Source organism: Streptomyces sp. NBC_00510 (genome assembly GCA_036013505.1).
Taxonomy (GTDB): domain Bacteria; phylum Actinomycetota; class Actinomycetes; order Streptomycetales; family Streptomycetaceae; genus Actinacidiphila.
Genome location: CP107851.1, coordinates 7,324,628 through 7,337,816 on the forward strand (window position 1 = coordinate 7,324,628; position 13,189 = coordinate 7,337,816).

Genomic DNA, 13,189 nt, shown 5'->3' on the forward strand with positions numbered 1-13,189 from the left:
TGTCACAGGGTTGTAACGTGATATAGGCCCGGCCGGACGGTGCGTGCACCGGGGAGGGAAACGGGGCGACCCATGAGAGGTTCCGTGCACGAACTGGCCGCGGCGTACGCGCTGGACACCCTCGCGTCGCGGGAACTGCGCCGATTCGAGCGGCATCTGATGCGCTGCGACGCGTGCGCCGAGCGGGTGCGGGATCTGGCCGGGGACACCGTGCGGCTCGGCAACCGGGGTTCCGCCGCGCCGCCGCCCCCGATGGTGCCGCTGCAGGTGGACGAGGTGCCGGTGGACGGGGTGCCGGGGGATCCGGAAGCGCCGCAAGCCCCGGAACCCCTGGAGGCCCTGGCGCCGGGCCGCTGGTGGGAGGCGTGGCGCCGGCCTTCCGCGGCGCGCCTGGCCGCGACGGGCGCCGGGGCGGCCCTCCTGGCCTGCGCGGTGCTGGGCGCCCTGCTGCTGCGGACCGCCACCCAACTGGACCGGGAACGGGGGAACGCGCGTGCGGTGAACGAGGTTCTGACGGCCGCCGACGCCCGCCCCGCCTACGCGAGCGACGACCATGGACGGGGGGTGACCGCCGTGGTGTCGCGGGACCTGCGCCGCGCCGTGGTGACGGTGCACGGGCTGCCGCGCCTGGAGGGGCGGAACGTCTACCAGTTGTGGCTGGTGAGCGAGCGCCCGACGTCCTTCCGCTCCCTCGCCGTGCTGGGCGCCGATCCGGCGGCGGACGGCACGCCCGGGCCGATCGTGACCGACGGGCTGAACGAGCGGTCGTACGCGTTCACCGTGACGGTTGAGCCGACTGGCGGATCCGTGGTGCCGACCTCGGATCCCATGGTGCAACTTCCCCTGCTCGCGCTGGGGATCGGTTCGTGACCGTCAACCCCCTTGACGGGAAGGTGAATCCGGGAACGCGGATGCATAGGTGACGCCGCAGGACGATAGGGTTACCCTGCCCGGTGCCGGGTGCCCTCGAACGGGTGGGGAGTGTCATGGATCAGATAGCAATGCGGAGCAGGCCGCGAGTGCCTGCCGTCACGTGCGGGAGCAGCGCGTCCAGCGCGCGTCTCGACCGCCATCTCTCGGTGCTGGCCGGCCCCGCCGTGCCGCAGCGGGAGGCGGAGGAGGCCACGCTGTTGATGCGCGAGCTGACCTCGCGCGACCACGTGCGCGCGAACGCCAGCCGCGGGGCGCGTGTGTCGCTGTTCGCGCCGCTGCGGCGGCTGCGCCGTTCGCTCTTCGGCAGCCGCGGCTGACCGGAGGCGTTCTCGGCGTTCCTTCAGCGGACAGGCTCGGGCGCAGTACACCGTCCCGGCACCGCGCTGCGTGATGCGGCGCGTCGGTGTGCTCCGTCCGAGCCTGTTGTCGTGTCGACTTGTGGTCACAGCAGGGCGAACTGCCCGTCCGGTCCCTCTTCGTGGTGATCCAGCACGGAGGCCGGGCGGCGCGCCGAATCCGGCACCGGCAGGACGCGGGCCGCGCGCAACTCGGCGGCACTGATCCGCGGGCCGTCCGCGACCCGGGCGGCGAGCGCGCGGCGGGACGGCCGCAGCTCCGCCAGCAGGGCCAGCACACTGACCAGCTCCAGCAGTTCGGTCGTCCTGGCCCGCGGCCAGGCGGCGGGCCGGACCGCGTCGAGTCCCTCCGCCGCCCCGGCGGGGAGCCGCCGCTCGAACCAGGTCTCCAGCACCCGCGTCCCCCCGGCGTGGAACTCCCAGGCCGCCTGCGGCACCGGCGCCACCCGCCCGCTCCCCAGCACCAGCGCCGCCTCCTCCGGGTCGTACGACGGCGCCTCCCCCGGCACGTCGGGCAGCGCCGCCCGGACGTAGGGGCGCCGGCCGCCGGGCAGCCGGGGATGCCCCGCGGGACGGTCCTCCGCCGGATCGGCGAAGCGGGCGCCCCGGGTGTGCAGCCACAGCAGACGGCGGCCCAGCGCGACGCCCTCCGCCCACAGCGCCGCATCGGCGGTGAGCGGGACCTCGACGGGCGAGCCCGTGGCGAGCGCGGCGACCCAGGCGAGCACGTCCTCCGCGCCGACCGGGGTGTCCAGCCGACGGGCGAGCCGGTCCAGCAGACCCGGCGCGAGGTTCGGGTCCCGTCCGCCGGGGCGGCGGAACAACGGCCGGATCCGGCCGGGCCGGCCGGCGGGGGAGTGGCCGTCGGGCAGTAGCGCGGAGAAGACCAGCGGCGGCCCCGGGACCTGCGGCAGGCGCGCCAGTTCCACCGCGTACAGCTGCCGGTCCTCGTCGGCGACCCGCCACAACTCGGGGCGGGCGGCGTCGATCAGGCGCTGGTCGGGGATGAGCCACTGCTGGTCGTACGGGCCGTGGAGCACGCGCACCGGCTCCGCGCAGGGGCCCTCCTCGCGCTCCAGCCGGGTGGTGGGCGCAGGGTGGCCCGGCAGCTGGGCGACGGCGGTCTGCGGGGTGCGCGCCCGGGTCGGATGGAACAGTCGCTCGCGCTCGGCGCCCCCGGCCTTCACCAGCCGGTCCCAGCGCGAGGTGAGGGTCGCCGCCTCGGGGGCCATGACCCAGCTCCGCCCCAGGCGCAGGGGCGGGACGGACCACGGCATCAGGTCGGCCAGCGTCGGCGCTTCATCGCTCACATCGCTCACTGTGGGCATGCTACTGAGGGCCCTCAGGGTGCCTCCACGGTCACGGTGAAGGAGAAGCGGTCGCCCCGGTAGCGGATGCGCACCACGTCGACCGTGCGGCCCGTGTCGTCGTAGGTCACCCCCGTGTAGTGCAGGATCGGGCTGAGCAGGGGCACCTCCAGCAGCCGGGCGGTGTCCGGGTCGGCCAGCCGCGCCTCGACGGTGTCGGTGATGCGGCTGATCCGTACCCCGAGGGCGTCCCGGAGCACCTTCGTCATCGGCCAGCGCGCCAGGTCCGCGAGGTCGATCCGGGCGGCCAGCTCCGGCAGGACGAAGTTCTCCGCCCAGTTGGTCGGCTCACCCGACTCGTCGCAGCGCAGCCGACGGTAGGCGACGGTCTCCGGCAGTCCGGGGAAGTACTCGGCGAACTCCGGCGGCACGGGCGCCGGGCCGTGACCGAGCACGCTGGTGCGGTCCCCGGACTGCTGGGCGACGATCGCGTCGACCGAGCCCAGCAGCCGCACCGGAGCCCCGCGCCGCGCGGCCGGTTCGATGAACGTGCCGCGCCGCCGGTGGCGGCTGATCAGCCCCTCCTCCTCCAGTTCCTTCAGCGCCTGCCGCATCGTGAGCACGCTGACGCCGTAGTGCCCCGCCAGCGCGTCCTCGGTCGGCAGCCGCAGCGGGGCGTCCGGACGACGGCCGAGTATCGAGGCGCGCAGGGACTGCGAGACCTGGTACCACAAGGGGAGTTTGCGGTTCAGGACCAGCGAGTCGGGGGCGAAGGTGCTGCTCGGGCTCGTCGTCATGGCCTGAAGTGTCGCTCAAGCCCCCGCCACACGCCGTCGTAGTCCCGCTGCAGGTGCTCCGCCCCCAGCGCTTCCGGGGTCGCCACCACCGGCCAGCGCGTCTCGAACATGAAGGCCAGCCCGTCGTCCACCTTCTGCGGGACCAGCTCGGCGGCGCTCGCCTTGTCGAAGGTGGCCCGGTCCGGGCCGTGCGCCGACATCATGTTGTGCAGCGACGCCCCGCCGGGGACGAAGCCCTCCGCCTTGGCGTCGTACGCGCCCTCGACGAGCCCCATGAACTCGCTCATCACGTTCCGGTGGAAGTACGGCGGGCGGAAGGTGTCCTCGCCGACCAGCCAGCGCGGCGCGAAGACCACGAAGTCGGCGTTGGCCAGGCCCGGGGTGTCGGAGGGCGAGGTCAGCACGGTGTAGATCGACGGATCGGGGTGGTCGTAGCTGACCGAACCGAGCACATTGAAGCGCCGCAGGTCGTAGACGTACGGCACCAGGTTGCCGTGCCAGCCGACGACGTCGAGGGGGGAGTGGCCGTACTCGGCGGCCCACAGGTTGCCGCCGAACTTGTTCACCACCTCCACCGGCTCCTCGCGGTCCTCGTACGCCGCCACCGGCGCCATGAAGTCCCGCGCGTTGGCCAGGCCGTTGGCGCCGATCGGACCGAGGTCCGGCAGCCGGAAGGACTGGCCGTAGTTCTCGCAGACGTAGCCGCGCGCCTCCCCGTCCGGCAGCTCGACGCGGAAGCGCACCCCGCGCGGCACCAGTGCCACGTGGCCCGGCCCGGCGGCCAGGACGCCCAGTTCGGTACGGATCAGCAGCCGGCCGCGCTCCGGCACGATCAGCAGCTCGCCGTCGGAGGAGGAGAACACCCGGCTGTCCATCGAGCGGTTGGCCGCGTACCAGTGGATGCCGATGCCCTCGCGGCGCAGCACGTCCCCGTTGCCGCCGACGGTGACCAGGCCGTCCACGAAGTCGGCCGGCTCCTGCGGCAGCGGCAGCGGGCTCCAGCGCAGCCGGTTGGGATCGGGCTCGGCCTGCGTGAAGGGCGCGCTGCGCAGCCGTCCGTTGGCGATGCGGCGGAACGGCGGATGGGCCGCCGAGGGGCGGATGCGGTACAGCCACGAGCGGCGGTTGTGATGGCGCGGCTCGGTGAAGGCGGTGCCGCTCAGCTGCTCCGCGTAGAGGCCGAGCGGGGCGCGCTGCGGTGAGTTGCGGCCGACCGGAACCGCTCCGGGGACCGCCTCGCTCATGTGCTCGTTGCCGAAGCCGGGGAGGTAGGCGAGGTCCTTGCCGGCCTGGATCTCTGTGCTGGCGATCTCTGTGCTGGTCACGATTCCTATGGTTGTCCATAGGAATCAACCCCGCAAGGGATCGGCCGGTCCCTGTGGAAAACCGGCATGATGGACCTCGTGCACAGCAGCGGCAACGGTCTCCGGCGCGTACCCGTCCAGCAGCGCAGCGCCGAACGCTTCGCCCGGATCCTCGACGCGGCCGCGGCGATCCTCGACGAGGGCGGCTACGAGGAGCTGAGCACGCGGGACGTGGCCGCCCGCGCGGGCGTGCCGATCGGCTCGGTCTACCGCTTCTTCTCCAACAAGCGCGCCATGGCCGACGCCCTCGCCCGCCGCAACCTCGACAAGTACCTCGCCGGGGTCACCGACCGCCTCGACGCCCTCGGCGCGGCCCCGGGCGAGGTGGCGGCCCCGGGTGATACGGCCCCCGCCGGCACCGGGGACTGGCGCCGGCTGATCGACGTCGTCGTCGACCAGTACGTCGCCATGCGGCGCACCGTGCCCGGCTTCGCCCTCGTCAGCTTCGCCGGCCCGGCTCCCGGTCCCGCCGTGAACGACCTGGCCAACCACCTGGTCGCCGACCGGCTGCGGGCCCTGCTCATCGCCCCGCTCGGCGCCGCCGGCGTGGCCGTGACCGACGACCGGCGACTGCGGACGGCCTTCGTGGTGGGCGTGGAGGCCGCCGACGCCCTGCTCAAGATGGCCTTCCGCGCCGAGCCGCAGGGCGACGCCGCGCTCATCGCCGAGACGAAGGTACTGCTCCGCGCGTACCTCGCAGGCGTTCTGGAGCCATAGCGCCGCGAGTGCTATCCCGACATGCATACCGGTCGGTATGGTGGCCGCACACGAGGAAGCGCCCTTGCCCTGGAGGCCCGATGGCCAGCAGTCGTACCGCCCTGCGTATCTGTCCGCTGTGCGAGGCCACGTGCGGACTGACCCTGACCATCGACGCGGACCGGGTCACCGGCGCCCGCGGCGACCGCGACGACGTCTTCAGCGCGGGCTTCATCTGCCCCAAGGGCGCCTCCTTCGGCGATGTCGACGGCGACCCCGACCGGCTCACCCGCCCGCTCGTACGCCGCGACGGCGCGCTCACCGAGGCCACCTGGGCCGAGGCGTACGCGGCCGTCGACGAGGGCTTCACCCGCATCCGCGAGACCCACGGCACCGCGGCGACCGGCGTCTACCTGGGCAACCCCAACGTGCACACCATCGCCGGCGGGCTCTACCCGCCGATGGTCATCCGTGCCCTCGGCACCCGCGCGCTGTTCTCCGCCAGCACCCTGGACCAGATGCCCAAGCAGGCCGCGTGCGGCCACCTCTACGGGGACGCGCTCGCCGTCCCCGTGCCCGACCTGGACCGCACCGACCACCTGGTCGTCATCGGCGGCAACCCCCTGGTGTCCAACGGCAGCCTCGCCACGGCCGCCGACTTCCCCGGCAAGCTCAAGGCGCTGCGCCGCCGCGGCGGCAGACTCACCGTCATCGACCCCAAGCGCACCCGCACCGCCGAACGCGCCGACCTCCACATCGCGCCGCGCCCCGGCACCGACGCCGCGCTGCTCTTCGCCGTCGTCCACGTGCTGTTCGAGGAGGGACTCACCGGCCTCGGCCACCTCGAAGGCCACGTCACCGGCGTCGACGAGGTCCGCGCACTGGCCCGCGACTTCACCCCCGAGGCGGTCGCCCCGTACTGCGACGTCCCCGCCGAGCGCATCCGCACCCTCGCCCGCGACCTGGCCGCCGCCCCCAGCGCCGCCGTCTACGGACGCCTGGGCAGCACCGCCGTACGCTTCGGCACCCTCGCCAGCTGGCTGATCGACGTCCTCAACATCCTGACCGGCAACCTCGACCGCCCCGGCGGCGCGATGTTCCCGCTGCCGGCCACCGCACGCGCCCCGCGCCCGGCCGGCCCCGGCCGCGGCTTCACCACCGGCCGCTGGCGCAGCCGGGTCTCCGGCCACCCGGAGGTCGCCTCCGAACTGCCCGCCGCCGCACTCGCCGAGGAGATCGACACCCCCGGCGACGGGCAACTCCGCGCCCTGGTCACCATCGCCGGCAACCCCGTGCTGTCCGCCCCCGACGGGGCCCGCCTCGACCGGGCCCTGGCGGGGCTGGACTTCATGGTCAGCGTGGACCCGTACCTCAACGAGACCACCCGCCACGCGGATGTCGTCCTGCCGCCGCCCCCGCCCTCGCGCAGCGCCCACTACGACTTCGCGTTCGGCAACTTCTCCGTGCGCAACAACGCCCGGTACAGCCCGCCCGCGATCCCCCTGGAGGACGGCAGGCCCGGGGAGCCGGAGATCCTCGCCCGGCTCGCCCTCCTCCTCGGCGGCTTCGGCCCGGACGCCGACCCCGCGCTCGTCGACGAGCAGGCCGTCACCCACCGCCTGGCCAAGGAGACCGCCGACCCGCACTCCGCGGTCCACGGCCGCGACCCCGCCGAACTGGCCGCCGCGCTCACCGGAGGCACCGGCTACGAGCGGCGGCTCGACATGATGCTGCGGCTCGGCCCGTACGGCGACGGCTTCGGCGCCGACCCCGGCGGCCTCACCCTGCGCGGGCTCCTCGACCGGCCGCACGGCATCGACCTCGGCCCGCTGCGCCCCCGCGTCCCCGAGGTGCTGCGCACCGCCTCCGGCACGATCGAACTGGCGCCCGCGCCGCTCACCGCCGACGTGCCCCGGCTGCTGGCGGCGGTCACCGGCCGGTCCGGGGACGGGCTGGTCCTCATCGGCCGCCGCCACCTGCGCTCCAACAACAGCTGGATGCACAACGTGCCCGCGCTCACCGGCGGGAGCAACCGCTGCACCCTCCAGGTGCACCCCGAGGACGCCACCCGCCTCGGCCTCACCGACGCGGCGCCCGCCCGCATCAAGGGCGACGGCGGCGAGATCGAGGCCCCGGTCGAGGTCACGGACGCGGTGCGGCCCGGAGTGGTGAGCCTGCCGCACGGCTGGGGCCACGACCGCGCGGGTACCCGGCTGACGGTCGCGTCCCGCGAACCGGGGGCCAACCTCAACCAGTTGCTCGACGGCACCCTGCTCGACCCGCTGTCGGGCACGGCCGTCCTCAACGGATTCCCCGTCCAGGTCGCCCCGGCGTGACCCACCGCACGGGGTGCCGCCCTGGAAACAGAAAACTATCGGCGCTAGTTTGGGCGGGCCACGGCAGGTCCGCCCGGGAGGACAAGGGATGAAGCCGCACGACGGGATGTACATCGACGGCGAATGGCGGCCCGCCGCCGGCACGGAGACGATCGACGTCGTCAACCCCGCCGACGAGCAGGTGTTCGCCACCGTGCCCGCGGGCACCGCCGCCGACGTCGACGCGGCGGTCCGCGCCGCCCGGGCCGCGTTCCCCGGCTGGGCCGCCACGCCGCCCGCCGAACGCGCCGCCCGCATCGCCGCGCTGCGCGACGCCCTCGCCGCGCGCCGCGACGAGATCGCCGAGACCGTCACCGCCGAACTGGGCGCGCCGCTGCCGTTCAGCCAGGCGGTCCACGCGGGGCTCCCCATCGCGGTCGCGGGCTCGTACGCCGAACTCGCCGCCGGCCACCCCTTCGAGGAGCGGATCGGCAACTCCACCGTCCTCCACGAGCCCGTCGGCGTGGTCGGCGCGATCACCCCCTGGAACTACCCGCTCCACCAGATCGTCGCCAAGGTCGCCCCCGCGCTCGCCGCCGGCTGCACGGTCGTCCTCAAGCCCGCCGAGGACACCCCGCTGGTCGCCCAGCTCTTCGCCGAGGCCGTCCACGAAGCGGGCGTGCCCGCCGGGGTGTTCAACCTCGTCACCGGTCTCGGCCCGGTCGCCGGACAGGCCCTGGCCGCCCACGAGGACGTCGACCTGGTCTCCTTCACCGGATCCACCGCCGTCGGCCGGCAGATCGCCGCGACCGCGGGCGCCGCCGTCAAGCGCGTCGCCCTGGAACTCGGCGGCAAGTCCGCCAACGTCATCCTCCCGGGCGCGGACCTCGCCAAGGCCGTCAACGTCGGCGTCGCCAACGTCATGTCCAACAGCGGCCAGACGTGCAGCGCCTGGACCCGCATGCTCGTCCACCGGGACCGGTACGAGGAGGCGGTGGCCCTCGCCGTGACGGCCGCCGCCAAGTACGTGCCGGGTGAGCGCATCGGCCCCGTCGTCAACGCCAGGCAGCACGAGCGCGTCCGCGGCTACATCGCCAAGGGCGTCGAGGAGGGCGCCCGCCTCGTCGCCGGCGGCACCGACGCCCCCCGGGCGCGGGGCTACTGGGTCAGCCCCACCGTCTTCGCCGACGTCACCCCGGAGATGACGATCGCCCAGGAGGAGATCTTCGGCCCCGTCCTGTCGATCCTGGCCTACGAGGACGAGGAGGACGCGCTGCGCATCGCCAACGGCACCGTCTACGGCCTCGCCGGGGCGGTCTGGGCGGCCGACGAGGCGACGGCCGTCGCCTTCGCCCGGCGCATGGACACCGGCCAGGTCGACATCAACGGCGGCCGCTTCAACCCGCTGGCCCCGTTCGGCGGGTACAAGCAGTCCGGCGTCGGGCGCGAGCTCGGCCCGCACGGCCTCACCGAGTACCTCCAGACCAAGTCCCTCCAGTTCTGAGCGCAGGAGAAAACACCGTGGTCCGCGCCGCCGTACTGCCCGCCGTCAACGCGCCCCTGACCCTCGCCGAGATCGACCTGCCCGAACCCGGGCCGGGCCAGGTACGGGTCAGGCTCGCCGCGGCCGGGGTGTGCCACTCCGACCTGTCCCTGTCCAACGGGACGCTGCGGCAGCCCGTGCCCGCCGTCCTCGGGCACGAGGGCGCCGGCACGGTCGTCTCCGTGGGCGAGGGCGTCACGGGCGTGACCCCGGGCGACCGCGTCATCCTCAACTGGGCGCCCTCCTGCGGCGCCTGCCACTACTGCGGGCTCGGCGAGCCCTGGCTCTGCGCCGCCGCGGGCGCGGCGGCGGGCGTGCCCTACGCCAAGCTCGTGGGCGGCGGGGACGAGCTCTACCCGGGGCTCGGGACGGCCGCGTTCGCCGAGGAGACCGTGGTCCCGGCGTCCGCGGTGCTGCCCCTCCCGGACGGGGTGCCGCTCACGGAGGCCGCGCTCCTCGGGTGCGCCGTGCTCACCGGGTACGGAGCGGTCCACCACAGCGCCGGGGTGCGCCCCGGGGAGTCCGTCGCCGTCTTCGGCGTCGGGGGCGTCGGCCTCGCCGTCCTCCAGGCCGCCCGCATCGCGGGGGCGGGCGCCGTCGTGGCCGTCGACGTCTCCCCGGAGAAGGAGGCCCTGGCGCGGGCCGCGGGTGCCACGGAGTTCCTCCTCGCGGGGGAGGACGTCGCGAAGCGCATCCGCGCGCTGACCGGCGGGCACGGGGCGGACGTCGCCATCGAGTGCGTGGGGCGCGGCGAGACGATCCGCTCCGCGTGGTCCTCGACGCGGCGCGGCGGGCGCACGACGGTGGTGGGCATCGGCGGGAAGGGGGACCTGGTCTCCTTCTCCGCGCTGGAGCTCTTCCACTTCGGGCGCACGCTGTCCGGGTGCGTGTACGGGAACAGCGACCCGGCGCGGGACCTGCCCGTCCTGGCCGAGCACGTGCGGGCGGGGCGGCTCGACCTGTCGGCGATGGTCACGGAGCGGATCGGGCTGGAGGGGATTGCGGGGGCGTTCTCGGCGATGCTCGCGGGGAGGGGCGGGCGGGCGCTGGTCGTCTTCTGACCGGTTCGTCGCCGTCTGCGGGTCGTTTGCGCCTGCGGCGGGCATCCCCCGCCCACCCTCCCTCCCCCAGCCTTCGGCCGGGGGGACCCCCATGGGCGCACCCCGCCACACCCCCTCCCGCTGTGTGGGCGACTGACGGCCGGTGGGGGGTGAGTGAGGCACTTGCGGCGACCCCGGACCGCTTCCTCACCCCCTCCGGCCGTTGGTCGCGGAACCGGCGGAGGGGGCGGGGGAAGTGGGGGCACCCCCGGCCGAAGGCTGGGGGAGGGTGGGCGTTCTGGACGCTGACGTGTATTTGTTGTGCGGCACAGACGGCACAACAAGTGCCGCCCGTCATGCACAGAAATATGCGGTCCAGAATGCCCAGCCCCGCAGGCCCCGCCCCCGGCCCACCACGAACCGCGCGAAGCCCGCACCAACCGCGCCGGGCAATCGGGCGGGAGGGCGGGGGATGCCCGCCGCAGGCGCGAACAACCCGCACAGGGATGTCCCGCGCGTCAAGCCACGAAATGAAGGGGCGTGACCGGGAAGGGGCCGGCACCGCCTACTGGAGGGAGTCCAGATACGCGGGCCGCACAGGCGGCCCCCGCCCGAGGGGAACTCCCATGCCGCACAAGATCCTGACCCGCCGCTTCTTCGCGCTCGCCGCCGCCTCCGCCTTCGTGACGGGTGGCGCGCTGCTGCCCACGACCGCGTTCGCCGATGATTCCGGGTCGTACTCGACGCTCCTCTACACCGACGACATGAGCCAGGACGGTTCCGGCGGCTGGATCGGGTCCGACGGCTGGGACCCGGATCACCGGGACCCGGGCCGCGGTGACCACGACGGGGACGGCTACGGCGGCGGCGTGGACACCGACGACGACTGGCGCACGCACCCCGTCTGCTTCGCGGCCCCCTGCGAGCTGTGAGGCCTACTGGGCCTCGGGGGCCGGCGCTCGGCCCAGCGCAGCGAACTGCACCGCGAGGCCGTCGACGAGGGCGCGCAGGCCCGTCTCGAAGGCGCCCTCGTCCACCTGCTGCTGCCGTTCCGCGAGCAGGTGGGCCTGCCCGAGGTGCGGGTAGTCCGCCGGGTCGTACGCCGACGGGTCGTCGACGAACCCCCGCGCGAAGGACCCCAGCGCCGAACCCGCCACGAAGTACCGCATGAGCGCGCCCACGCGGGTGGCGTGGGCCGGGGGCCAGCCGGCGGCGGTCATGCCGCCGAAGACCGCGTCGGCCATGCGCAGGCCCGCCGGACGGCGGCCGGGGCCCTGCGCGAGGAACGGGACGATCTGGGGGTGGGCCGCGAGCGCGGCGCGGTAGGAGCGGGCCCAGGCGAGCAGGGCGTCGCGCCAGTCGCGGCCGTCGTCGAACATGGAGAGGTCGACCTCGCCGACGACCGCGTCGGCGACCGCGTCAAGGATCCCGTCCTTCGTCGTGAAGTGGTTGTAGAGGCTCGGCCCGCTGACGCCGAGCTCCGCCGCGAGACGGCGCGTGGAGACGGCCTGCAGTCCCTCCCCGTCCACGAGCGCGAGAGCCGTGGCGACGATGCGTTCGCGGCTGAGCAGGGGCTTGCGGGGGCGGGCCATGCGGCACATAGTAGAGGCTGCCGCCAGGAAACTAGCAGTGATAATTTAAAGTCGAACCGAGGTGCGCCGTGAATCTTGAGCTGTCCGAGGAGCAGGCCGCGGTCCGTGCGCTGGCCGCCGAGTTCGCCGAGCGCGAGATCGTGCCGCACGCGGCCGCGTGGGACCGGGCGGAGAGCGTGGACCGGGGCATCGTCAAGAAGCTGGGTGCCGTGGGCTTCCTCGGGCTGACCATCCCGGAGGAGTACGGCGGCTCGGGCGGCGACCACCTGGCGTACTGCCTGGTCACCGAGGAGCTGGGGCGCGGTGACTCGTCCGTGCGTGGGATCGTCTCCGTCTCGCTCGGGCTCGTGGCGAAGTCCGTCGCCCACTGGGGCACGGAGGAGCAGAAGCGGGCCTGGCTGCCCCGGCTGGCCTCCGGCGAGGCGGTGGGCTGCTTCGGGCTGACCGAGCCCGGCACCGGGTCGGACGCCGGCGGTCTGACCACGCGGGCCCGGCGCGAGGGCGGCGACTACGTGATCAACGGCGCCAAGATGTTCATCACGAACGGCACCTGGGCGGACGTGGTCCTGCTCTTCGCCCGCACCAACGACCTCCCCGGCCACAAGGGCGTCAGCGCCTTCCTCGTGCCCACCGGAACCCCCGGCCTCGCCCGGCACGAGGTGCACGGGAAGCTGGGGCTGCGCGGCCAGGCCACGGCGGAGCTGGTGCTGGAGGACGTGCGCGTGCCGGCCTCGGCGATGCTCGGGCCCGAGGGGAAGGGCTTCTCGGTGGCGATGTCCGCCCTGGCCAAGGGCCGCATGTCGGTCGCCGCCGGGTGCGTGGGCATCGCGCAGGCGGCGCTGGACGCGGCCGTGGGTTACGCCAAGGACCGCGTGCAGTTCGGCAAGCCGATCGCCGCGCACCAGCTGGTGCAGGAGCTGCTCGCGGACATCGCCCTGGACGTGGACGCGGCCCGGCTGCTGACCTGGCGGGTCGCCGATCTCATCGACCGGGGCCGGCCCTTCGCGGCGGAGTCGTCCAAGGCGAAGCTCTTCGCGAGCGAGGCGGCGGTGCGCTGCGCCAACAACGCGCTGCAGGTCTTCGGCGGCTACGGCTACATCGACGAGTACCCCGTGGGCAAGCTGCTGCGGGACGCCCGCGTGATGACCCTCTACGAGGGCACGAGCCAGATCCAGAAACTGCTGATCGGCCGGGAGCTGACGGGGATCGCGGCCTTCTGACGGGGCCGGCCGGCGCCGACCGACCG

At 74.3% G+C, this 13,189-nt stretch carries 12 protein-coding genes; 8 read left to right on the plus strand and 4 right to left on the minus strand.

Translation table 11 applies throughout. The features are described from left to right. Positions 1-72 precede the first annotated feature (72 nt). Both OG937_33085 and OG937_33090 read left to right on the plus strand, forming a co-directional pair. The gene (locus OG937_33085) at positions 73-870 is read left to right on the plus strand and encodes an anti-sigma factor (protein WUD76184.1); all 798 of its coding nucleotides are present in this window, start codon (positions 73-75) and stop codon (positions 868-870) included. A gap of 116 nt (positions 871-986) precedes the next feature. Beyond that, positions 987-1,250, plus strand: a complete 264-nt coding sequence (locus OG937_33090; protein WUD76185.1) for a hypothetical protein — start codon at positions 987-989, stop codon at positions 1,248-1,250. A 125-nt stretch (positions 1,251-1,375) separates the two neighbouring features. Here OG937_33090 and OG937_33095 read toward each other — a convergent pair whose 3' ends face one another. Genes OG937_33095 through hmgA form a run of 3 tightly spaced genes read right to left on the minus strand, consistent with a single transcriptional unit; the run spans position 1,376 to position 4,703 of the window. Beyond that, a complete protein-coding gene (locus OG937_33095; GenBank protein WUD76186.1) occupies positions 1,376-2,617 on the minus strand; it encodes a DNA methyltransferase in 1,242 nt (413 codons plus the stop codon). A 14-nt stretch (positions 2,618-2,631) separates the two neighbouring features. Beyond that, positions 2,632-3,393 carry a GntR family transcriptional regulator gene (locus OG937_33100; protein ID WUD76187.1) on the minus strand — a complete coding sequence of 254 codons (762 nt, stop codon included), beginning with the start codon at positions 3,391-3,393 and terminating at the stop codon, positions 2,632-2,634. Further along, a complete protein-coding gene (hmgA, locus tag OG937_33105; protein WUD78969.1) occupies positions 3,390-4,703 on the minus strand; it encodes a homogentisate 1,2-dioxygenase in 1,314 nt (437 codons plus the stop codon). Before hmgA ends, OG937_33100 begins: the two co-directional genes overlap by 4 nt. 81 nt (positions 4,704-4,784) lie before the next feature. Between hmgA and OG937_33110 the strand changes: the two genes are divergently transcribed. The 5 genes from OG937_33110 to OG937_33130 all read left to right on the plus strand — a co-directional run bounded on the left by OG937_33110 (position 4,785) and on the right by OG937_33130 (position 11,283). Then, complete coding sequence (locus OG937_33110) at positions 4,785-5,474, plus strand: TetR family transcriptional regulator (protein ID WUD76188.1); 690 nt, start codon at positions 4,785-4,787, stop codon at positions 5,472-5,474. 80 nt (positions 5,475-5,554) lie between these two features. Continuing rightward, entirely contained in the window at positions 5,555-7,789 is a 2,235-nt protein-coding gene (locus tag OG937_33115; protein WUD76189.1) for a molybdopterin oxidoreductase family protein, read from the plus strand. Between the two features lie 88 nt (positions 7,790-7,877). Next, a complete protein-coding gene (locus tag OG937_33120) occupies positions 7,878-9,272 on the plus strand; it encodes an aldehyde dehydrogenase family protein (protein WUD76190.1) in 1,395 nt (464 codons plus the stop codon). Positions 9,273-9,289: 17 nt separating this feature from the next. Beyond that, a complete protein-coding gene (locus OG937_33125) occupies positions 9,290-10,372 on the plus strand; it encodes a zinc-binding dehydrogenase (protein WUD76191.1) in 1,083 nt (360 codons plus the stop codon). A gap of 605 nt (positions 10,373-10,977) precedes the next feature. Further along, positions 10,978-11,283 carry a hypothetical protein gene (locus tag OG937_33130; GenBank protein WUD76192.1) on the plus strand — a complete coding sequence of 102 codons (306 nt, stop codon included), beginning with the start codon at positions 10,978-10,980 and terminating at the stop codon, positions 11,281-11,283. Positions 11,284-11,286: 3 nt separating this feature from the next. On the opposite strand, the gene OG937_33135 is transcribed toward OG937_33130, so the two are convergent. Then, positions 11,287-11,943, minus strand: a complete 657-nt coding sequence (locus tag OG937_33135) for a TetR/AcrR family transcriptional regulator (GenBank protein WUD76193.1) — start codon at positions 11,941-11,943, stop codon at positions 11,287-11,289. A 68-nt stretch (positions 11,944-12,011) separates the two neighbouring features. Between OG937_33135 and OG937_33140 the strand changes: the two genes are divergently transcribed. Continuing rightward, positions 12,012-13,163, plus strand: a complete 1,152-nt coding sequence (locus OG937_33140; GenBank protein ID WUD76194.1) for an acyl-CoA dehydrogenase family protein — start codon at positions 12,012-12,014, stop codon at positions 13,161-13,163. Positions 13,164-13,189 lie beyond the last annotated feature (26 nt).

Bases quoted from the DNA above. Each gene is read 5' to 3' on its own strand.
- OG937_33085 (WUD76184.1), top strand. From the start codon at position 73: ATGAGAGGTTCCGTGCACGAACTGGCCGCGGCGTACGCGCTGGACACC.
- OG937_33090 (WUD76185.1), top strand. From the start codon at position 987: ATGGATCAGATAGCAATGCGGAGCAGGCCGCGAGTGCCTGCCGTCACG.
- OG937_33095 (WUD76186.1), bottom strand. From the start codon at position 2,617: ATGCCCACAGTGAGCGATGTGAGCGATGAAGCGCCGACGCTGGCCGAC.
- OG937_33100 (WUD76187.1), bottom strand. From the start codon at position 3,393: ATGACGACGAGCCCGAGCAGCACCTTCGCCCCCGACTCGCTGGTCCTG.
- OG937_33110 (WUD76188.1), top strand. From the start codon at position 4,785: ATGATGGACCTCGTGCACAGCAGCGGCAACGGTCTCCGGCGCGTACCC.
- OG937_33115 (WUD76189.1), top strand. From the start codon at position 5,555: ATGGCCAGCAGTCGTACCGCCCTGCGTATCTGTCCGCTGTGCGAGGCC.
- OG937_33120 (WUD76190.1), top strand. From the start codon at position 7,878: ATGAAGCCGCACGACGGGATGTACATCGACGGCGAATGGCGGCCCGCC.
- OG937_33130 (WUD76192.1), top strand. From the start codon at position 10,978: ATGCCGCACAAGATCCTGACCCGCCGCTTCTTCGCGCTCGCCGCCGCC.
- OG937_33135 (WUD76193.1), bottom strand. From the start codon at position 11,943: ATGGCCCGCCCCCGCAAGCCCCTGCTCAGCCGCGAACGCATCGTCGCC.